This window comes from Mycolicibacterium chitae, from assembly GCF_900637205.1.
GTDB lineage: Bacteria > Actinomycetota > Actinomycetes > Mycobacteriales > Mycobacteriaceae > Mycobacterium > Mycobacterium chitae.
In genome coordinates this window covers 234083-253640 of the sequence record NZ_LR134355.1, presented here as the reverse complement: position 1 = coordinate 253640, position 19558 = coordinate 234083, and the positions used below count along the sequence as shown (strand labels likewise).

The 19558-nt window shown below is 69.8% G+C and carries 19 protein-coding genes, 1 tRNA gene and 1 other RNA gene; 13 read left to right on the top strand and 8 right to left on the bottom strand.

All coding sequences use genetic code 11. From position 1 onward, the window contains the following. Positions 1-27: 27 nt before the first annotated feature. Positions 28-1302, top strand: a complete 1275-nt coding sequence (locus EL338_RS01240; protein WP_126332076.1) for an HNH endonuclease signature motif containing protein — start codon at positions 28-30, stop codon at positions 1300-1302. A 60-nt stretch (positions 1303-1362) separates the two neighbouring features. Here EL338_RS01240 and EL338_RS01235 read toward each other — a convergent pair whose 3' ends face one another. The 3 genes from EL338_RS01235 to ffs all read right to left on the bottom strand — a co-directional run bounded on the left by EL338_RS01235 (position 1363) and on the right by ffs (position 3341). After that, positions 1363-1905, bottom strand: a complete 543-nt coding sequence (locus tag EL338_RS01235; RefSeq protein ID WP_126332075.1) for a glyoxalase superfamily protein — start codon at positions 1903-1905, stop codon at positions 1363-1365. A 10-nt stretch (positions 1906-1915) separates the two neighbouring features. Further along, positions 1916-3214 carry an aspartate aminotransferase type Ic gene (locus EL338_RS01230; RefSeq protein WP_126332074.1) on the bottom strand — a complete coding sequence of 433 codons (1299 nt, stop codon included), beginning with the start codon at positions 3212-3214 and terminating at the stop codon, positions 1916-1918. Between the two features lie 32 nt (positions 3215-3246). Further along, positions 3247-3341: signal recognition particle sRNA small type (ffs, locus tag EL338_RS01225), an RNA gene on the bottom strand. A gap of 91 nt (positions 3342-3432) precedes the next feature. On the opposite strand from ffs, the gene EL338_RS01220 reads away from it, so the two are divergent. Next, a tRNA-Ser gene (locus EL338_RS01220) sits at positions 3433-3518 on the top strand. A 62-nt stretch (positions 3519-3580) separates the two neighbouring features. Beyond that, positions 3581-4324: a lipid uptake coordinator LucA gene (lucA, locus tag EL338_RS01215; protein ID WP_126332073.1), complete on the top strand. Its 744-nt coding sequence runs from the start codon at positions 3581-3583 to the stop codon at positions 4322-4324. 25 nt (positions 4325-4349) lie between these two features. Here the strand turns inward: lucA and EL338_RS01210 are convergent, their stop codons facing one another. Then, complete coding sequence (locus EL338_RS01210) at positions 4350-5024, bottom strand: TetR/AcrR family transcriptional regulator (RefSeq protein WP_126332072.1); 675 nt, start codon at positions 5022-5024, stop codon at positions 4350-4352. A 165-nt stretch (positions 5025-5189) separates the two neighbouring features. Here EL338_RS01210 and EL338_RS01205 point away from each other — a divergent pair, with 165 nt between their 5' ends. The 3 genes from EL338_RS01205 (at position 5190) to EL338_RS01195 (ending at position 8598) form a co-directional block, all read left to right on the top strand. After that, complete coding sequence (locus EL338_RS01205; protein WP_126332071.1) at positions 5190-6251, top strand: NAD(P)H-dependent amine dehydrogenase family protein; 1062 nt, start codon at positions 5190-5192, stop codon at positions 6249-6251. A 114-nt stretch (positions 6252-6365) separates the two neighbouring features. Then, on the top strand, positions 6366-7382 hold the full coding sequence (locus tag EL338_RS01200) for a S1C family serine protease (RefSeq protein WP_308213143.1): 1017 nt from the start codon (positions 6366-6368) through the stop codon (positions 7380-7382). Between the two features lie 94 nt (positions 7383-7476). Next, positions 7477-8598, top strand: coding sequence for a DmpA family aminopeptidase (locus tag EL338_RS01195; RefSeq protein WP_126332069.1), 1122 nt, complete (start codon positions 7477-7479; stop codon positions 8596-8598). Here EL338_RS01195 and ligD read toward each other — a convergent pair. Then, positions 8595-9644 carry a non-homologous end-joining DNA ligase gene (ligD, locus tag EL338_RS01190; protein WP_126332068.1) on the bottom strand — a complete coding sequence of 350 codons (1050 nt, stop codon included), beginning with the start codon at positions 9642-9644 and terminating at the stop codon, positions 8595-8597. The genes EL338_RS01195 and ligD overlap by 4 nt on opposite strands. After that, positions 9644-10708 carry an ATP-dependent DNA ligase gene (locus EL338_RS01185; protein ID WP_163791966.1) on the bottom strand — a complete coding sequence of 355 codons (1065 nt, stop codon included), beginning with the start codon at positions 10706-10708 and terminating at the stop codon, positions 9644-9646. The genes ligD and EL338_RS01185 overlap by 1 nt, the downstream gene beginning before the upstream one ends. Before the next feature lie 131 nt (positions 10709-10839). On the opposite strand from EL338_RS01185, the gene EL338_RS01180 reads away from it, so the two are divergent. Further along, complete coding sequence (locus EL338_RS01180) at positions 10840-11220, top strand: carboxymuconolactone decarboxylase family protein (RefSeq protein ID WP_126332066.1); 381 nt, start codon at positions 10840-10842, stop codon at positions 11218-11220. A gap of 8 nt (positions 11221-11228) precedes the next feature. After that, on the top strand, positions 11229-12125 hold the full coding sequence (locus tag EL338_RS01175) for an NAD(P)-dependent oxidoreductase (RefSeq protein WP_126332065.1): 897 nt from the start codon (positions 11229-11231) through the stop codon (positions 12123-12125). 17 nt (positions 12126-12142) lie between these two features. Here the strand turns inward: EL338_RS01175 and EL338_RS01170 are convergent, their stop codons facing one another. Next, the gene (locus EL338_RS01170; RefSeq protein WP_126332064.1) at positions 12143-12769 is read right to left on the bottom strand and encodes a TetR/AcrR family transcriptional regulator; all 627 of its coding nucleotides are present in this window, start codon (positions 12767-12769) and stop codon (positions 12143-12145) included. A 112-nt stretch (positions 12770-12881) separates the two neighbouring features. Here EL338_RS01170 and EL338_RS01165 point away from each other — a divergent pair, with 112 nt between their 5' ends. The 5 genes from EL338_RS01165 (at position 12882) to EL338_RS01145 (ending at position 18284) form a co-directional block, all read left to right on the top strand. Further along, positions 12882-13538 carry an MBL fold metallo-hydrolase gene (locus EL338_RS01165; RefSeq protein WP_126332063.1) on the top strand — a complete coding sequence of 219 codons (657 nt, stop codon included), beginning with the start codon at positions 12882-12884 and terminating at the stop codon, positions 13536-13538. Between the two features lie 107 nt (positions 13539-13645). Further along, the gene (gene gluQRS / locus EL338_RS01160; RefSeq protein WP_126332062.1) at positions 13646-14527 is read left to right on the top strand and encodes a tRNA glutamyl-Q(34) synthetase GluQRS; all 882 of its coding nucleotides are present in this window, start codon (positions 13646-13648) and stop codon (positions 14525-14527) included. A gap of 54 nt (positions 14528-14581) precedes the next feature. Beyond that, a complete protein-coding gene (locus tag EL338_RS01155) occupies positions 14582-16063 on the top strand; it encodes an ABC transporter permease subunit (protein ID WP_126332061.1) in 1482 nt (493 codons plus the stop codon). Next, positions 16060-16824 (top strand): amino acid ABC transporter ATP-binding protein, encoded by a 765-nt coding sequence (locus EL338_RS01150; RefSeq protein WP_126332060.1) that lies wholly within the window; start codon positions 16060-16062, stop codon positions 16822-16824. The genes EL338_RS01155 and EL338_RS01150 overlap by 4 nt, the downstream gene beginning before the upstream one ends. Before the next feature lie 101 nt (positions 16825-16925). Continuing rightward, positions 16926-18284 carry a flavin monoamine oxidase family protein gene (locus EL338_RS01145; RefSeq protein ID WP_126332059.1) on the top strand — a complete coding sequence of 453 codons (1359 nt, stop codon included), beginning with the start codon at positions 16926-16928 and terminating at the stop codon, positions 18282-18284. A gap of 18 nt (positions 18285-18302) precedes the next feature. Here EL338_RS01145 and EL338_RS01140 read toward each other — a convergent pair whose 3' ends face one another. Then, positions 18303-19526 carry a cytochrome P450 gene (locus EL338_RS01140; RefSeq protein ID WP_126332058.1) on the bottom strand — a complete coding sequence of 408 codons (1224 nt, stop codon included), beginning with the start codon at positions 19524-19526 and terminating at the stop codon, positions 18303-18305. Between the last annotated feature and the right edge of the window lie 32 nt (positions 19527-19558).

Sequence of the window (19558 nt, the reverse complement as noted above, 5' to 3'; positions counted from 1 at the left end):
GTCAGACCCCTCTGCGATGCTGCGGTCATGTCCTCGATCGCGCCCGCGGCCCCCGCCGAAATGCACGGCGACGCGCGCATCGAGGTGCTCTTCGAAGAACTCGCCGAACTGACCGGGCAGCGCAACGCCATCGACGGACGCCTCGTCGACATCATCGCCGAAATCGACCACGACGGCCTCTGGGGCAACACCGGCGCCCGCTCCCTGCCCGCCCTGATCGCCTGGAAAACCGGCCTCACCCCCAACAACGCAGCCACCCTCGCCGCGGTCGCCCACCGCCGCGACGAATTCCCCCAATGCACCCAGTACCTCCGCGACGGACGGCTGTCCCTCGACCAAGTCGGGGTCATCGCCGAACGCGCCGCGGACGGCTCCGACGCCCACTACGCCCAACTGGCCCCCTACGCCACCGTCAGCCAACTGCGCACCGCCATCAAACTCGCACCCCGCCCCGAACCCGCCCCAGGACCCGCCCCGCCACCGGCGATCACCAGAACCGACCGCGGCGACCACATCGACTACCGCCTCCGCCTGTCCCCACTGGCCGCAGCGACCTTCGACGCCGCCCTGCAATCCCACCACGACGCCCTGATCACCGACTGGAAACGCGACCAGGACACCGCGCCTGCCGACAACGGCGCCCCTGACGACGCCGGCGACCCCGGGCGGCCACCCATGCCGACCAACCTCGACGCCTTCCTGCGCCTGGTCGAAGACAGCTGGGACGCCGAAGCCACCCGCCGCCCCCACGGCCAACGCACCACCCTCGTCGTCCACCTCGACCTCAACCAACGCCTCGCCGACCTGCACCTCGGGCCCCTGCTCACCGACAGCGACCACCACTACCTGACCTGCGACGCCACCGCCGAAATCTGGTTCGAACGCGACGGCCGACCCCTCGGGGCCGGGCGCTCCACCCGCACCATCGGCCGCCGCCTACGCCGCGCCCTGGAACGCCGCGACAAACACTGCGTGGTCCCCGGCTCCGCAGCCACCCGCGGCCTACACGCCCACCACCTCATCCACTGGGAACACGGCGGCCCCACCGAACTACACAACCTCGTGCTCGTCTGCCCCTACCACCACCGCGCCCACCACAACGGCCTGATCACCCTCACCGGCCCCGCCGACCACCTCATCGTCACCAACCCCGACGACCAACCACTACACCCCGGCTCCCTGGCCCGACCACCACAAAACCCACCACCGCACGTCTCACCCTGCCCCGGACCCACCGGCGAACGCGCCGACTGGTGGTGGTACGACCCCTACCAACCCCAACCACCACCGAACACCAACTAGGTCGATCCGTAATCACCTGTGCGGCACGGTGAATCCGCGCACGGACCGCCCGATGGCCCCCTAGCCGCCGGCTTGGCAGAACCGGATCGTGTTGGCGAAGGGGTCGACGACCTCCAGGGTGGGCCCACCGGGCGAGTCGGCGTCGATGCCGGGGTTGATCCGGCCATAGCCCGTCGCACGGAGTTCCTCGTGCAGCGCGGCAACGTCGCTGACCGGCACCCACACCGTCGAACCCGGGGTGCCGTCGCCGTGGTGTTCGGACAGGTCCAGGACAAACTGATCGCGACGCAACCGCAGATAGAGCGGCGACGCGGCGTCCTCGAAACGGTGCTCCCACTCGACGCTGAAATGCAGGTAGTCGACGTAGAACTCGCGGGCGCGGGCCTCGTCGAAGCTGCGGAGCACCGGCACCGGGGCGCCCATGCCCACATGAGCGTTCATGCCCACCGGAGAGGGAAGCCCGGCGGAGGCGGTCGTCCAGTCCGGGAAACCGAGCTGGCGGGCAACGATCTCGAGCGCCTCGGCGTGGGTGAGATCGCTGTCGGGGAGTTGGTCGCGCAGGACGCGGGCGGCGTGGTTGGCGTCGTCGATGGTCAGGTCCATCGGCCCCAGGCTAGTCCGCCTGCAGCAGGGACTCCGTCGCGGCGAGCAACGTGCAGGTCGCCAGACCGTCGATCGCTTCTCGCAGATCGGATTCCGAGGGGAACGACGGTGCGATCCGAATGTTCTTGTCGTCCGGGTCTTTCCGGTACGGGAAGGACGCACCCGCTTCGGTGACGGCGATGCCGGCGTCCTTGGCCAGCGCCACCGTCCGCTTCGCGGTGCCCGGCAGCACATCCAGGCTCACGAAGTACCCGCCCTTGGGATCCGACCAGGACGCCACCTTCGAATTCCCCAGGCGCTCCTCGAGAATCTCGGCGACCAGCGCGAACTTCGGCGCCAGCAGTTGCTGATGCTTCTGCATCAACAACCGCACGCCGTCGGCGTCGTCGAAGAACCGCAGGTGCCGCAACTGGTTGAGCTTGTCGGGACCGATCGTCCGCTTCCCCAGGTACTGCAGGTACCACGCGATGTTGCCCAGCGAACCGCCGAAGAAGCTCACGCCGGCCCCGGCGAAGGTGATCTTGGAGGTCGACGCGAACACGTACGGGCGGTGCGGATTACCGGCGGCCTCCGCCAGCCCGAGCACGTCGACATGCCGCGGGAAGTCATGGGTGAGGGTGTGCACCGCGTAGGCGTTGTCCCAGAACAGCCGGAAATCCGTTGCGGCCGTGCGCATCTGAACCAGGCGGCGGACGTTCTCCCAGGAGTACACGGTGCCGGTGGGGTTGGCGTAGACCGGGACGCACCACATGCCCTTGATGGCTGGATCGGCGGCGACGAGTTCCTCGATGAGGTCGACGTCGGGCCCGTCCTCGCCCATCGGGACGGTGATCATCTCGATGCCCATGGTCTCGGTGATCGCGAAGTGGCGGTCGTAGCCGGGCGCCGGGCACAGGAACTTCACTCCCGTGCCGTCCCGCAGGTCCTGAATCCACGGCCGCGGCGAATCCACGGCGCCGTGCAGCAGGGAGAACACCACGACGTCGTGCATCATCTCGAGGCTGGCGTTGTTGCCGGCGATCAGATTCTGCACGGGGATGCCCAGCAGTTCGCCGAAGATCGCGCGCAGCCCCGGCAACCCGTGCAGACCGCCGTAGTTGCGGGTGTCGGTGCCCTCGGGGTCGCGGAAGGAGTCCGGACCGTCGCCGGGCAGCGTCAGCAGCCCGTTGGACAGATCCAGCTGTTCGGGCGACGGCTTGCCGCGGGTGAGGTCCAGCTTGAGGCCCTTGGCCTGCAGTTCGGCGTAGTTGCGCGTCTGCTGTTCGTGCTCGGTCTGCAGTTCCGCGCGGCCGAGGGAGGAAAACGACACGCTGCGCCTTTCGCAAGCCGGGGGGTGAAAAATTCAGGGGACCCCGCGCACCCGACAGAGCCCGTTGACCCTTGCTGCCTTCCGGCCCTGGGGGAGTTCACAGGGTAGACGCCGCGCGGGGTCCATCGGCGAGTGTAGTACGCGGCGCCGGAGTGGGCCGCACCCCCGGATTCGGGCGCGGTTCGGGGATGGGCGCGTCCTCGGTTACCATGACCGACGGAGGATTCGCCTAGTGGCCTATGGCGCTCGCCTGGAACGCGGGTTGGGTTAATAGCCCTCGCGGGTTCAAATCCCGCATCCTCCGCACTCGGTCCGGGGTGCCGGCCATCCGCCGGCACCCCGGCCATCTCGAATCCGAGGAGGGGTATGCGGCGCGGCATCACTGTGACCTGGCACGCGCTCTCGTTCCTCGTCGCCGCCGCGCTGTACTTCGTGTTCGTCCTCCCGCGCTGGTGGGAGCTGCTCGGCCACTGGCCGCACGGCGTCGGCACCGCGGCCCGAATCGCCACCGGCTTGGTGCTGGGCCTGACGGCGCTACCGGTGGCGCTCACGCTGGCCAAGACCCGCAGACCCGAGTTCGGTACCCCGCAGTTGGCGCTCACGCTGCGCGGCTGGTCGATCATCGGCCACGTTGCCGCCGGTGCGCTGATCGTCGCCGCGGCCATCGCCGAGATCTGGCTGGACCTGGACACCTACGGCCGCGGGCTGTTCGCGGCCTACGGCGCCGCCGCGGCGATCGCGCTGCTGGGCGCGGCCGCCTTCTACCTGGCCTATGCCGCGGAGTTGCCCCCGCCGCCGCCCAAACCGCTCAAGCCCAAGCGGGAGCGCGGTCGCAAGAAGGCCGCCGCCGAGGAAGCCGCCACCGAGGAATCGGCCGAAGAGGTCCCGGTCGGTGAACTCAGCGAGTCCGCCGAGGAAGTCGAAGAGACGGAGACCGAGGGCACCCCGGGCGACGAATCCCCGGCCGAAACGGAAACCGAGGCCGACACCGAGACCCCGACCGAAGAGTCGGCCGAGGAGTCCACCGAAGAACCCGAGGAAGAGCCCGCCGCTCCCGAGGGCAAGCGCGCCCGTCGCGGCCTGCGCAACCGCCGCCCCAGCAAGACCTAGGCGAGACCTCCTAGGCCGAGACCTCCTAGGCGCCGGCCAGCTTCTGCTGCAGCCCGGCGATCACCACATCGAGACTGAACTCGAAGTCGTCGGCGGCCGCGTCCGCCGCGGCGCGGTTGGCCACGACGTCCCCGAGCAGCGGAAATTCGCCCTGGGCAACCTCGTTCAACGCGCGCGCCACCTCGGGATGTTGGCGCAGCTTGGACTGTTCACCGCCGAGCAGGTCGTGCGCCGCCGACATCGCGATCCCGGAGACCAGGGTCAGGATCCGGCCCGCGTCGTCGACGCCGAAGCCCGCCTCGGTCAGGGATTTCAGTACCCGCTCGGCCAGTGCCAGGCTGCCGGTGCCGCGCAGCCGGAAGTGCGCGCCGGTGGTGTGCACGTTGAGCACGCCGCGGTGGATCGCGGTGGCGTAAGCGTGCAGGACTTCCGGCCAACTGCCGTCCTCGGGCAGTTCGGTGCGCCGCAACTCCGCCTCGAAGAGGTCGGTGACCAGCAGTTCGAGCAGTCCGTCGCGATCGCCGACGTAGTAATGCAGCGAGGTGCGGTCCACGCCGAGGGCGTCCGCGACGGCCTGCATCGTCAGATCCTCGGGGGCGATGGCGCGCGCGGCGGCCACGATCCGGGCCTGGTCGATGCGCGGGGGACGACCGCGCCGTCGTCGCGGCTCGGCTGTCTCGTCGGATCGTGGTGTCACCATCGCCAACATAGCCGTTCACCAGCGCGGGGCGCGGTTTGCCGCGGCGCTATGGCACGTCTGTGACCGCAGGGGCCTTTGTGAAGCAGGACACAGCCGTGTTAGATTTCCCACGTTCGTGGAAAAGTGCCGGTCCGCCGGCGTCCCCGCCAGCCGAAGGAGTCTTGCGTGTCGAAAGCCGCCCCTTATCGCGTCGTCCAGTGGACCACCGGCAACGTCGGGAAGAGCTCCGTGGCGGCGCTGGCCGCCAACCCGAACTACGAGATCGTCGGGTGCTACGCCTGGTCGCCGGAGAAGGCCGGCCGCGACGTCGGCGAGTTGGTCGGCATCGAGCCGCTCGGCGTCACCGCCACCAACGACGTCGACCAGCTGCTGGCGCTGAAGCCCGACGTCGTCGTCTACAACCCGATGTGGATCGACGTCGACGAGCTGGTGCGGATCCTCGAGGCCGGGATCAACGTGGTGGCCACCGCGTCGTTCATCACCGGGCACAACCAGGGCGCGGGCCGGGACCGGATCGCCGAGGCGTGTGAGCGCGGCGGCTCGAGCATGTTCGGCTCCGGCATCAGCCCCGGCTACATCAACCAGCTCTCGGTGGTCGCCGCCGGCATCTGCGACCGGGTCGACAAGATCACCATCAACGAGGCGGCCGACACCACCTTCTACGACTCCCCCGAGACCGAGAAGCCCGTCGGCTTCGGCCAGCCGATCGACAGCCCGGACCTGCAAGCCATGACCTCGCACGGCACCGGGGTGTTCGGCGAGGCCGTCCGCCTGATCGCCGACGCGCTGGACGTCGAACTCGACGAGGTGCGCTGCGACGCCGAGTACGCCCAGACCACCGCGGACCTCGACCTGGGCTCGTGGACCATCCCCGCCGGCTGCGTCGCCGGGGTGTACGCCAGCTGGAAGGGCATCGTCGGCGGCAAGACGGTCGTCGAGGTCAACGTACGCTGGCGCAAGGGCCAGACCCTGGAACCCGACTGGCAGATCGACCAGGACGGCTGGGTCATCGAGGTGGCCGGCCGGCCGACGGTGACCATGAAGGTCGGCTTCCTGCCGCCGCCGGACTTCGAGGCGACCACGCTGGAGGAGTTCATGGTGCTCGGCCACATCATGACGGCGACGCCGCCGCTGAACGCGATTCCGGCCGTCGTCGCCGCCCCGCCGGGCATCGTCACGTACAACGATCTGCCGCTGATCCTGCCCCGCGGTGTGACGTCGGCGTAAAGAAGTTCGTTTCAAACTCGCTCGGCCAGGCAAGATAGGGGTAACAAACTGAACTCTTGAGCCGAGAGGCAAGTCATGGCATCGATTCGCCGAGCCCATCGAGCAGCCCTGTGTGTGTTGAGTGCGCTGTTGCTTGCCCTGGCGGCCCCGCTGACGCTGCCGCCCTCGGCGCAGGCGGTTCCGCTGGACCCCGTCGTCGCGATCAGCCAGGTCGAGCCGGGCCTGGTCCAGATCACCACGATGAACGACTTCCAGGGCGTCATCGGCAACGGCACCGGCATTGTGCTGAGTCCCGACGGGTTCGTGCTGACCAACCACCACGTGGTGCAGGGCGCGAACGTCATCCGGGCCACCAGCGCCGCCAACGGGCAGGGGTTCGACGCCGACGTGGTCGGCTATGACCGCAGCGACGACATCGCCGTGCTGCGGTTGCGCGGCGCCGCCGGTCTGCCGGTCGCGCCGATCGGGGACTCCAACACGGTGACGCTCGGCGAGCCCGTGATGACGATCGGCAACGCCAACGGCACCGGTTCCGCACTCACCCACGAGGAGGGCGAGATCACCGCGTTGGACCGCACCATCGAGGCCGAGGACGAACTCACCGGCAGTTCGCACTCGCTGGGCGGACTGATCGAATCCTCGACCAACCTGCGCTCCGGGGATTCCGGCGGCGCGCTTGTCAACAGCGCCGGGCAGGTCGTCGGGATGAATGCCGCGGCCACGGTGAACTACCGCCTCGACGGCGAGGTGACCCCCGGCGGGCAGGGCTTCGCGATCCCGATCAACCGGGCCGTCGACGTCGCCAACCAGATCCGCGCCGGGATGGCCTCACCCGAGGTGCACATCGGTCCGTCGGCGATGCTCGGGATCGGTGTCGACGCCAACCCCCGCCGCGGCACGCGCGGGCTGCCGGTGCGCTCGCTGCTGCGCGGTGGACCGGCCGACATCGCGGGCCTGCGCGCCGGGGACATGATCGTCAGCATCGACGGCGTGCCGATCACCTCGGCCAACGAGCTGACCGGCATGCTCGATGCCCGCTACCCCGGTGACGTCATCGACGTGAACTGGTTGCAGCCCAACGGGGTTCCGCGCAACGGCAAGGTGACGCTGGTTCCCGGACCGGTGACCTGATCGGTTCCGGGTACGACAGACCGGCGGTTTTCTCCGCAGTTCTCGGATAGGTTGGGCAGAACCGAAACTCGTTGGAGCTGAGGAGCTGTCTGTCATGGCACGTGCGCGCGACCACGGCATCGTGATCGGAGATCTGCCGCCTGGCCCGCTCAACTCCATCACCGACGTCGCCGGGGTCCGTGTCGGACACGCGACCCTGGTGTCTGGGTCGGGCCCGCGCAAACCCGGCAACGGGCCGGTCCGCACCGGTGTCACGGTGATCATCCCGGGCGAGGCGCCGTGGGATCGTCCGATGTTCGCCGCGCCACACCGGCTCAACGGCAACGGCGAACTCACCGGCCAACAATGGGTTGCCGAGTCCGGACAGCTCACCAGCTACATCGGGCTCACCAACACCCACAGCGTCGGGGTGGTGCGGGACGCGCTGATTGCGCACGAGAAGAGCGTGCGCGGTGACGAGTTCTTCTTCTCCCTGCCGGTGGTGGGTGAAACCTGCGACGGAATCCTCAATGATCTGAACGGTTTTCACGTCCGGCCCGAGCACGTCGAGGCGGCCATCGCAGCGGCCGACGGCGGCCCGGTGCAGGAGGGCGCCGTCGGCGGCGGTACCGGCATGATCGCCCACGGTTACAAGGGCGGCATCGGGACATCGTCACGGGTGGTCGGCGACCACACCGTCGGGGTGCTGGTGCAGGCCAATCACGGGGCCCGGAGTCGGCTGACGATCGACGGCGTGCCGATCGGTCGGCTGCTGCCCGCGCCGCCGGCCGCGGCGGTCATGCCCGGTCAGCCGCCGGAGGGCACCGGGTCGATCATCGTTGTGGTGGCCACCGATGCGCCGCTGATCCCGACGCAGTGTGCGCGTCTGGCGCAGCGGTCGGCGCTGGGCATCGCCCGCACCGGCGGCGCCGGCGAGAACGGCAGTGGTGACATCGCGTTCTGTTTCGCCACCGGCAACAGGATGGCCGGCGACTTCGCCGCCACACCCGGACCCGACGTCGCGGAGGTGAAGGTGCTCGCCAACCGTCTGATCGACGGATTGTTCTATGCGGCAATCGAAGCGACGGAAGAGGCGATCATCAACGCGATGTTCGGCGCCGAGACCATGGAGGGGCCCACCGGGTTCGTGGCGACCGCCCTGCCCCGCGACGACACTGCCAAGTTGGTCAACCGCTATCGGGCGGAGGCGGCCGAAGCTGGGACGGGGAACCGCTAGCCGACCGGGTTGCCGTCGGCGTCCCAGTGCGCGGCGACCTTCTTGCTGGGCTGCACGCGCGGCGGCTCCCCCGGCATCTTCGGGTAGCTCGGCGGATACGGCAGGTCGCCGAGCCCGCGCTCCTCGTCGGCGGCGACCATGTCCAGCAGCGGCTGCAACGACTGCGCCGAGCCGTCGATGTCGGCCCACGGGTCGTCGCGGCGCGCGACGAGGTCGGGCACGGTCAGCATCGTGTAGTCGTCGGGGTCGGCGCCACCCAGCTCGTCCCAGGCCAGCGGCATCGACACCGTGGCGATCGGGGTCCGGCGCACCGAGTACGGCGAGGCCATGGTGCGGTCGCGGGCGTTCTGGTTGAAGTCGACGAAGATGCGCTTGCCGCGCTCCTCCTTCCACCACGAGGTGGTGACCTGCTCGGGCGCGCGGCGTTCGATCTCGCGGGCCAACGCGATGCCGGCGCGACGCACGGCGATGAAGTCCCAGTCCGGGGTGATCCGCAGGTAGACGTGCACGCCGCGGCCCCCGGAGGTCTTCGCGTAGCCCACCAGCCCCAGCTCGTCGAGCAGCGGTTTGAGCACGTCGACGGCGACGGTGCGGGCCTCGACGAACGCGGTGCCGGGCTGCGGGTCCAAGTCGATGCGCAGCTCGTCGGGATGTTCGGTGTCCGGGCAGCGCACCGGCCACGGGTGCAGCGTCACGGTGCCCATCTGCGCCGCCCACACGATCGCCGCCGGATGGGTCACCTTCAGCGCGTCGGCGGTCCGGCCCGACGGGAAGGTCACCGTGCAGGATTCGAGGTAGTCGGGCCGCTTCTGCGGCAGCCGCTTCTGATAGACCTCCTCGCCGTCGATGCCGTCCGGGAACCGCTGCAGGTGGGTGGGCCGGTCGCGCAGCGCGGCGAGCATGGGCCCCTGCGCGACGGTGCGGTAGTAGTCGATCAGACGGCCCTTGACGCCGTCGGCGCCGAGCTTCGGGAAGAACGGCTTGTCCGGGCTGGTGACCCGGACCATGATCCCGTCGACGTCGATTTCGGTTGCCTTGCTTGCCATTAGGTGGCCTCCAGGACGTCGTAGAGGTCGTAGTGCACCGGCACGTCGAGCTGATCGAACGTGCAGCTGCGCGGATCCCGGTCCGGGCGCCAGCGGAGGAACTTCACGGTGTGCCGAAACCGTTGCCACGCATCGGTGTTCCCCTCCATCTGGTCATAGGCGACCTCGGCGACCTTCTCCGGCCGGATCGGGATCCAGCGCTTGTCGGCCGCGGAGTTCCACCGGCTGGGCTCACCGTCGTACACCAGGTCCTCGGCCTTGCGCAGCGGTTCGAGTTCGGCGAGCAGTTGCAGTCGGGCCTTGGCGGTGAACGATGCCGCCCCGCCGACCATCTGCAGCTCGCCGTCGTCGCGGTAGAGCCCCAGCAGGATCGACCCGACACCCTCGCCGCTCTTGTGGATGCGGTAGCCGATGGCCACGCAGTCGGCGTCGCGGCGGTGCTTGATCTTGACCATCTCCCGCTTACCGGGCAGATAGGCGCCATCCAGGCGTTTGGCGATCACGCCGTCGAGTCCGGCGCCCTCGAAGGTGGTCAACCAGTGCGCGCCCAACTCCGGGTCCTCGGTGGTCCGGGTGACGTGACACCACCCCTGCTGGTGGATCAGCTCGCCCAGGGCGCGGCGACGATCCCGGAACGGCGCATCCATCAGCGAGGTATCCCCGGCGGCCAGCGCGTCGAAACCGATGAAGTGCGCCGGGGTCTGTTCGGCGAGCAGCTTGACCCGGCTGGCCGCGGGGTGGATGCGCTGGGACAACGAATCCCAGTCCAGCCGGGTCCGGCCATCGATTTCGCGCGGGACGACGATTTCGCCGTCCACCACGGCGCGGGGGGCGAGTTCGTCACGCAGCGCCTCGATGAGCTCGGGAAAGTAGCGGCCGAGGTCCTTGCCGTTGCGCGACTGCAGCACCACCTCGTCGCCGTCACGAAACACCAGCGCCCGGAACCCGTCCCACTTCGGCTCGTAGGACCACACGCCCGGGTCGTCCGGCACGGTCGTGACGGCCTTGGCGAGCATCGGGTCCACGGGCGGCGTTACCGGTAGGTCCACGCGTCCATCCTTCATCGGCGGGGGTCGGTCTGAGAAGACCCCGGTGCCGATTGAGACCCGTCCGCGGCGGGAAAGTCATCGCCGACGATCGATAAAGTATACGGTCGTGAGTACTTGGTAGAAGCACCCGCGGCAGAAGGGAACCCATGGACCGCGACACCTACGAACTCGGCCACCGGATCCGCACGGAGGTGCTCGGCGAGGCCTACGTCCAGAATGCGACCGCCGGCGCGGACGACTTCACCCAACCTCTGCAGGACCTGGTCACCGAGTACTGCTGGGGCGCCGTGTGGGGTCGGGAGGGCCTGTCCCGCCACACCCGCAGCATGCTCAACCTGGTCATGCTCGCGGTGCTGAACCGCCCCCACGAACTGCGGACCCACATCCGGGGCGCCCTCACCAACGGGGTGTCCCGCGACGAGATCGCCGAGGCCTTCCTGCAGGTGGCCATCTATGCCGGCGTGCCCGCCGCGGTGGACAGCTTCCGGGCCGCGCGCGACGTGTTCGCCGAACTCGACGACCAGTGAGGACACCAATGACACTCGGTTTCATCGGCCTGGGCCACATGGGATTTCCGATGGCCGCCCGACTGCTGCGGGACGGCCACGAGCTGACGGTGTTCGATACCCGACCCGAGGCGCTCGAGCAGGCGGTGGAGTTGGGTGCCCGGGCCGCCTCATCGGCGCGTGACGTTGCCGACCGCGCCGAGACCGTGCTGGCCAGCCTGCCGTCGGTGGCGGCGTCGGTCGAGGTCGCGACGGGCGAGCGCGGCGTGATCGGCGGGCGGCGGATCCGGCGCTACATCGACCTGTCGACGATCGGGGCCGGCGCGGCCGCCGACCTCGCCGGGCAACTAGCCGAACGCGGGATCGCGATGCTCGACGCCCCCGTCAGCGGCGGCGTCGGGGGCGCGCAGCAGGGCACGCTGGCGATCATGGTGTCCGGCCCGCGCGACGAATTCCGCACCGCTACAACAATTTTGCAGACGCTGGGCAACCCGATCTTCATCGGGACCAAGCCGGGAGCAGGCCAGACGATGAAGCTGGTCAACAACCTAATGTCCGCGGCCACCCTCGCCGCGACCGCCGAGGTGATGGTGATGGGCGTCAAGGCGGGGTTGGACCCGACGGTCATGATCGAGGCCCTCAACGCCGGCTCCGGGGCGACGCATGCCAGCCGCGACAAGTTCCCGCGCGCGGTGCTGCCGCGCACCTTCGATTTCGGGTTCGCGACCGGCCTGATGGTCAAGGATGTGCGCCTGTACCTGCAGGAGGCGCTCGACGCGGGGGCCCCGGCCGAGTTGGCGCAGGCGGTCGTGCGCTGCTGGGAGACGACGCTGGATCGCGAGGGCCCCGAGTCGGACTTCACCAGCATCGTCAGACCCGTCGAGGACGCCGCCGGGGTGATCGTCGACGGTCGGGGTTCGTCCTGAGGCGGACCTCGCCCTGATCAGCGCGGCATCGCCCCGCGCAGGAACAGTGCGACCGCGTGCCTGAGATGACGCTCCTCGCGGCGCTTGGAGCGGTAGATGCCGAAGTCGGCCAACCGGCCGGGCAGCAACTCGACCATGGCCAGGAACTGCTCGGCCGCCAGTTCGATGTCGTCGACCTGCACCACGCCCTTGGCCTGACCCCGCCGCAGGACGTCCACGACGGCGCGTTGGCGTCCCGACCACATCATCGAATCCGCGGTGACGCCGAATTCGGGGAACCTCGCCGACTCCGACATCGCGATACGCGTCAGGCGCACGTTGGCCGGGTCGGTGGCTCGTTTGAGCGCTTCCCGCGCGACCGCGAGCAGCGCGGCCTCGACGTCATCGTCGTTGGGGGCGTCGACGGGATCGGCTGCCTCGTAACGGGACAACGCCCACGGGATCACCTCGGCGAAGATCGACCGCTTGTCGGCGTACCGCGCATACAGGGAGCGCTTGGTGATGCCGGCGGCCGTGGCGATCGCCTCCATGGTCGCGCCGTCGTAACCGCACTCGAGGAACGTCGCCACCGCGGCCTCGCGCACCGTCTGGTCGAGTTGCGCGGCCTCGGCCCGCGTCGGCCGCCCGCGCCGTGTGGTCGCCATGGCGTTAATATACCGCTCGGTATACTTGCCGGCGGCGCGGTTTCAGGTCCTTGACCTCAACATTGCTTCAGGTTGCAGGGTGGAGGAATCCAGCCCGAGACAAGGAGCCGATATGCGACAGCTTCGCCCCGACCTGTGGGAAACCCGCGCCGACGCACCGTTTCCCGGTCTGACCACCCACGCCTATCTGTGGACCGGCGGCGCGGCCGGCAACGTGTTGTTCTACTCGCTGCTGACCGACGCGGACTTCGAGGCCTTGGACGACCTTGCCGGCCTCGGCGGCCTGGCCCACCAGTACCTGTCCCACCGCGACGAGGCCGGGCCCATGTTGGCGACCATCGCGCGCAGGTTCGGTCCGCGGTTGCACGCCCCGGCCGCCGAGATCGCCGACATCGCCGAACACGCCCGCGTCGACGTGCCGCTGACCGCCCGGCACACCGACGACAACGGCATCGAGGTGATCCCCACGCCCGGCCACAGCCCCGGCAGCACCAGCTATCTGGTGCCCGGCGCCGACGGCGCGCGCTACCTGTTCACCGGTGACACCGTGATCCTCGGCGACGACGGCCGCTGGTTCGCCGGCTACATCCCGCCGATGAGCCAGGCCGAACCCCTGGCCGCGAGCCTGCGCCTGCTGGCGACGCTGACGCCCGACATGGTGATCTCCAGCGCCTTCGCCGGCGAGGCCGGGGCGCACGAGTTGGGCGACCGGTCCTGGGCCGACTGCGTCGGCGAGGCGCTGGCCGGCCTGGAGGCTCGCGCGGGGTAGACCCGCGCCGTCCAAAGTTGGCTTGTTGTACGCGTCGCGCGAGTGACGGCGCGAACAAGTCAACTCTGGAGGCAGAACGGCGGGCCGCGCCGGGTAGATTTCACGGCGTGTCCCGCTCCCCCGGCGCGGGCCGGTTCGCGCCGAGCCCGTCGGCCGACCTGCACATCGGCAACCTGCGCACCGCGATACTGGCGTGGCTGTTCGCCCGCACCACCGGCCGCCGGTTCCTGATGCGTGTCGAAGACCTCGATGACCGCACGTTCCCCGAGGTCGCCGCCCGTCAGCTCGACGACCTGGCCGCCCTCGGCCTGGACTGGGACGGACCCACCGAATACCAGACCGCGCACGGGCACCGCTACGACGCGGCCATCGCCGAGCTGAGCGGCCGGGGCCTGACCTTCGAATGCTATTGCAGCAGAAAGGACATCCTGTCCGCGCCGCGCGCGCCGCACGCCCCCGAGGGCGCCTATCCGGGCACCTGCCGGGACCTCACCGATGCGCAGCGCGAACAGCGCCGGACGACCGGGCGTCCGCCGGCCTTGCGGCTGCGCTCGGACGTCACCGAGTACACCGTCTCCGACGTACTGCACGGCGACTACACCGGCGTGGTCGACGACCTGGTGCTGCGCCGCGGCGACGGGGTGCCCGCCTACAACCTGGCGGTGGTGGTCGACGACGCCGCGACCGGCATCGATCAGGTGGTGCGCGGCGACGACCTGCTGTCGTCGTCGCCGCGACAGGCGTATCTCGCTGCGCTGCTGGGCCATTCGGCGCCGGTCTACGCCCACGTCCCGCTGGTGCTCAACGCCGAGGGCAAGCGGCTGGCCAAGCGCGACGGTGCGGTGACGCTGGCCGAGATCGGCGTCGCCGCGGCGCTGCGGCAGATCGCCGACTCGCTGGGCTATCGGTCGGCCACGGTGGGCGGCATGCTCGACGAGTTCGATCCCGCCCGGTTGCCGCGCGAACCGTGGATCTACCGGCCCGCTTAGCTCCGGTTGCGCAGAACCCTTCCCGGCGGCGGTGCCGATTGCTACGGTCCGCCGGTGAGCTACTCCGCGCGGCGCCGAGCGCTGCTACCCATCGCCGTGCTCGTCGCGCTGCTCGCCGGAGTGCTGGCCGCGTGCGGGTCGGCGACCACCGACGCCGAGAATCCGATCGAGTCCGCCGGCGTGCTACGCGTCGGCACCGAGGGCGTCTACGCCCCGTTCAGCTATCACGACCCCGCCACCGGCGCCCTAGCCGGCTACGACGTCGACGTGGCCCGGGCGGTCGGCGAACGTCTGGGTGTGCCGGTCGAATTCGTCGAAACCCCGTGGGATTCGATCTTCGCCGCGCTGGAGGCCAACCGGTTCGACGTCGTCGCCAACCAGGTCACGATCACCCCGGAGCGCGAGGCCCGCTACGACCTGTCGCAGCCCTACGCCGTCGGCGAGGGGGTGATCGTCACCCGCGCCGCCGACACCAGCATCACCTCGCTGGCCGACATCGAGGGCAAGGTCGCCGGCGAGACCGCGACCAGCAACTGGGCCCAGGTGGCCCGCGACAACGGGGCGCGCGTCGAGACCGTCGAGGGCTTCACGCAGGCGATCAAGCTGCTCAGCCAGGGCCGGGTGGATCTGGTCATCAACGACAGCATCGCGGTCTACGCCTACCTCGCCGAGACCGGCGACACCGGGGTGAAGATCGCCGGGACCACCGGCGAGACCAGCGAACAGGGCTTCGCCGCGCGCAAGGACAGCGGCCTGCTCCCGGAGTTGAACGCCGCGCTCGACGAACTGCGCGCCGACGGCACCCTGAGCACGATCTCGCAGCGCTACCTCGAGGCCGACGCGTCCAGCGTCGCGGCCGCCGAGGCGCAACCGCGCTCGGTGTGGCAGTTGATCGCCGACAACCTGTGGCCGCTGGCCAAGGCCGCGATCACCATGACCATCCCGCTGACCATCATCAGCTTCGCCATCGGCTTGGTGCTCGCACTGCTGGTGGCGTTGGCGCGGATGTCGTCGAACCGGCTGCTGCGCAACACCTCCCGGCTCTACATCTCGATCATCCGGGGCACGCCGCTGCTGGTGCAGCTGTTCATCGTGTTCTACGCGCTGCCGGAGTTCGGCGTGCGGATCGACCCGTTCCCCGCGGCGGTGATCGCGTTCAGCCTCAACGTCGGCGGCTACGCGGCCGAGATCATCCGCGCGGCCATCCAGAGCATCCCCAAGGGGCAGTGGGAGGCCGCCGAGACCATCGGGATGGGTTACTCGACCACGCTGCAGCGGATCGTGCTGCCGCAGGCCGCGCGGGTGGCCGTGCCGCCGCTGTCCAACACGCTGATATCGCTGGTGAAGGACACCTCGCTGGCGTCGACCATCCTGGTGACCGAACTGCTGCGCACCGCGCAGATCGCCGCCGCACCCACCTTCGAGTTCTTCGCGATGTACGGCACCGCGGCCGCCTACTACTGGGTGATCTGCCTGGCGCTGTCGTTCGCGCAGGGCCGCGTGGAACAACGACTGGAAAGGTTCGTGGCCAAGTGAGCACAGCAGCGCAGTTCCGGGTCGACGCCCGTGACGTGTGGAAGGCCTTCGGCGACAACGAGGTCCTCAAGGGCGTCTCGTTCACCGTGGCCCAGGGCTCGGTGACGACGATCATCGGCCCGTCCGGGTCGGGGAAGACGACACTGCTGCGCGCGCTCAACGCGCTCGACCGGCCCGACCGGGGCCGGATCAAGGTCGGCGACGTCGAACTCGACTTCGCCGACCGGATCGCCGCCGACCGGCTGCGCCGTTACCGCGCGCAGAGCGGCATGGTGTTCCAGTCGCACAATCTGTTCCCGCACAAGACCGTTCTGGAGAACGTCACCGAGGGCCCGCTGATCGTGCAGAAGCGGCCGCGCGCCGAGGTCGAGGACGAGGCCGCCGAACTGCTGCGCCAGGTCGGGCTGGCCGACAAGCGCGATCAGTACCCCTACCAGCTGTCCGGGGGTCAGCAGCAGCGGGTGGGCATCGCGCGGGCGTTGGCGCTGCGGCCCAAGGTGGTGCTGTTCGACGAGCCGACCTCGGCGCTGGACCCCGAACTCGTCGGCGAGGTGCTGTCGGTCATCAAGGATCTCGCGGTGCAGGGCTGGACCCTGGTGGTGGTGACCCACGAGATCCAGTTCGCGCGGCAGGTGTCCGATCAGGTGCTGTTCACCGACCGCGGCGTCATCCTGGAGCAGGGCTCACCCGCGGAGGTCATCGGCAATCCGAAGGAGGAGCGCACCCGGCAGTTCCTGGAGCGAATTCTCAACCCGCTGTAGGACATCGCCGCTGCGCGAGCGTGCGCAGTCCCGCCGATTTTGTCGGCGTGTCGGGCGCGGACCCGCACGTTCACGCCCGGGTGGGGTGCGACAGTAATGCCGTGACGCACGAGGCGGACGTGGTCGTGGTCGGGGCGGGCCTGTCGGGGCTGATCGCGGCGCGCACGCTGCTGGCGGCCGGCCTGCGGCCGCTGGTGCTCGAGGCCGACAACCGGGTGGGCGGACGGATCCTCACCGAGGAGGTGCTGCCCGGGCTGCCGGTGGAGATCGGCGCGCAGTGGATCGGCGACACCCACCATCGGATGTTCGCACTCGCCGACGAACTCGGGGTGCCGACCTTTCCGCAGTACGAGGACGGCGAGACCTCCTACGAGCTGGTGGGCTCGGGAGTGCTGCGGGAGAACGACTTTCACACCCGCTTCGCCGACGAGCTGGCCGAGCTCGACCGGGTGCTGCGGGTCCTCGACGAGCTGGCCGCCGAGGTTCCGCCGGAGGCGCCGTGGCGGGCGCCACGGGCCGCCGAGTGGGACGCGATCACCGCCGGTGCCTGGTACGACGGGCAGGGGCTCTCGCCGGTGGCGCGCACGCTGCTCGAGATCTGCACGGTCGGGATCCTGGCGGTGCCCACCGTCGAGGTGTCGTTCCTGCATCTGCTGTTCACCATCCAGACCTGCGGGGTCACCGCGGAACTGTTCGCCGAATCCGAGGGCGGCGCGCAGACCACCCGGTTCGTCGGCGGCACCGGCGAGATTCCGCGCCGGCTCGCCGCATTGCTCACCGCACACCTCGTGCTCGACGCGCCGGTGCAGCTGATCGAGCACGGGCCCGGCGGCGTCACCGTGCACTGCCGCGGCGGCGTGGCGGCCCGGGCGCGGCGGGTGATCGTCGCGATCTCGCCGACGCTGGCGGGCCGGATCATGTACGACCCGCCGCTGCCGGGACGGCGCGATCAGCTGACCCAGCGGCTGCCCAACGCCGCGGCGATGAAGGCGTTCTTCGTCTACGACGAGCCGTTCTGGCGCGCCGAGGGGCTCAACGGGCAGCTGATCTCCGATGTCGGCCCGGCGCGGATGTCCAACGACACCTGCCTGCCCGACGACGGGCGCGGGGTGCTGCTGCTGTTCCTCGAGGGTGAGCAGGCCCGCGTGTACGGGGCGCTGCCCGAGGTCGAGCGGCGTGCGGCGCTGACCGCGGAGCTGGTCCGGCACTTCGGTTCCCGGGCCGCGCGCCCGGAAGCCTACGTCGACGGCGAGTGGTCGGAGCGGCCGTGGACCCGCGGCTGCTACAACGCCAACTGCGGACCGTTGGTGTGGACCAGCTACGGCTCCGCGCTGGCCGAACCCATCGGCGTGATCCATTGGGCCTCAACCGATACCGCGACGCGGTGGAGCGCCTACATGGAGGGCGCGGTGGAGGCGGGCGAGCGAGCGGCGCGGGCCGTCATCGCCGAGCTGTCATAGCGTCACAGCGTCATGACGTCATAGCGTCAGCGGTAACGTCGCCATGCCCCGCAGGGTCACGTTCGGCTTGTAGACCGGATCGCCGGCCAGCCGAGCGTTCGGGAAGCGAGCGGTCAACGCGGACAACGCGATCGTGGCCTCCAGCCGGGCCAGCGGCGCGCCCAGGCAGAAGTGCGGGCCCAGCCCGAACGCCAGGTGCCGGATGGCGCCGCGGTCCGGGTCGAAGGTGTCGGGATCGTCGTACATCTGCGGATCCCGCTGGGCCGAGGCCATCATCACCATCATCGAATCCCCGGCCGGAATGGTGATCCCGTCGATGGTCATCTCGGCGGTGGCGACCCGGCTGGACAGCTGCACCGGCGGGTCGAAGCGCAGCGTCTCCTCGACGATGGCCGATGCGCGGTCGGCGTCAGCGGCCAGCGCCGCCCAGTGCCGCGGCTCGCGCAGCATGGCCAGGATGGCGTTGGCGATCAGGTTCACCGTCGTCTCGTGCCCGGCGATCAGCAGCAGGTTGCAGGTCGCGACAATCTCGTCCTCGGTCAACTGATCGCCGTCCTCCTCGGCGGCGATCAGCTCGGAGATCAGATCTTCGCGGGGGTCGCCGCGGCGCTGCCCCACCAGATCCCGCAGGTAACCGCGCAGCCAGTGGCCGGCCTCGAGCCGGTCGGAGAAGGTGTCGGACACCTCGCCGGTGAACGTGATGAACGGGTCCAGGCCCTGCGCCAGCAGACCGGAGGCCGCGCTGAACTTGGGCTCGTCGGACAGCGGGACGCCGAGCAACCGGCAGATCACGGCGACCGGCAGCGGGTAAGCCAGCCCGGCGATCACGTCGAACTCGCTGTCCGGCTTCAGGTTTGCCAGTAACTGGTCGACCAGCGCGACGATCTCCGGCTCGAGCGCCTTGACCACCCGGGGCGCGAAGGCCTTCTGCGCCAGCTTGCGCAGTCGGGTGTGGTCGGGCGGGTCGAGGAACAGGAATCCGGGCTGGCCGAACGGCCGGGCGGGCTGGCCTTCCGCGACGGCCTTCTGCGCGACGCTGGACTTGAGCCGGTCGTTGCCCGAGGCCGGGTGCCGGAAGATCTCGTCGCACTGCGCGTAGGTGCCGAACACCGCGAAGTTGGCCTCCGGGATCACGATGGGTCCGCGCTCCCGGATCTCGCTGTAGAGCGGATACGGATCGGCCCGGTGGGCGGGATCGAGCAGGCGGAGGAGCAGTTCCTTGGGTTCGGCGAGACCCGGCATGCTCTTATTGTGCACGCGTCTAAGAACGCCGC

Excerpts from the sequence above, each read along its gene's own strand:
- EL338_RS01240 (WP_126332076.1), top strand. The coding sequence starts at position 28 with ATGTCCTCGATCGCGCCCGCGGCCCCCGCCGAAATGCACGGCGACGCG.
- EL338_RS01235 (WP_126332075.1), bottom strand. The coding sequence starts at position 1,905 with ATGGACCTGACCATCGACGACGCCAACCACGCCGCCCGCGTCCTGCGC.
- lucA (WP_126332073.1), top strand. The coding sequence starts at position 3,581 with ATGCGGCGCGGCATCACTGTGACCTGGCACGCGCTCTCGTTCCTCGTC.
- EL338_RS01210 (WP_126332072.1), bottom strand. The coding sequence starts at position 5,024 with ATGGTGACACCACGATCCGACGAGACAGCCGAGCCGCGACGACGGCGC.
- EL338_RS01195 (WP_126332069.1), top strand. The coding sequence starts at position 7,477 with ATGGCACGTGCGCGCGACCACGGCATCGTGATCGGAGATCTGCCGCCT.
- ligD (WP_126332068.1), bottom strand. The coding sequence starts at position 9,644 with ATGGCAAGCAAGGCAACCGAAATCGACGTCGACGGGATCATGGTCCGG.
- EL338_RS01185 (WP_163791966.1), bottom strand. The coding sequence starts at position 10,708 with ATGAAGGATGGACGCGTGGACCTACCGGTAACGCCGCCCGTGGACCCG.
- EL338_RS01180 (WP_126332066.1), top strand. The coding sequence starts at position 10,840 with ATGGACCGCGACACCTACGAACTCGGCCACCGGATCCGCACGGAGGTG.
- EL338_RS01175 (WP_126332065.1), top strand. The coding sequence starts at position 11,229 with ATGACACTCGGTTTCATCGGCCTGGGCCACATGGGATTTCCGATGGCC.
- EL338_RS01170 (WP_126332064.1), bottom strand. The coding sequence starts at position 12,769 with ATGGCGACCACACGGCGCGGGCGGCCGACGCGGGCCGAGGCCGCGCAA.
- EL338_RS01165 (WP_126332063.1), top strand. The coding sequence starts at position 12,882 with ATGCGACAGCTTCGCCCCGACCTGTGGGAAACCCGCGCCGACGCACCG.
- EL338_RS01140 (WP_126332058.1), bottom strand. The coding sequence starts at position 19,526 with ATGCCGGGTCTCGCCGAACCCAAGGAACTGCTCCTCCGCCTGCTCGAT.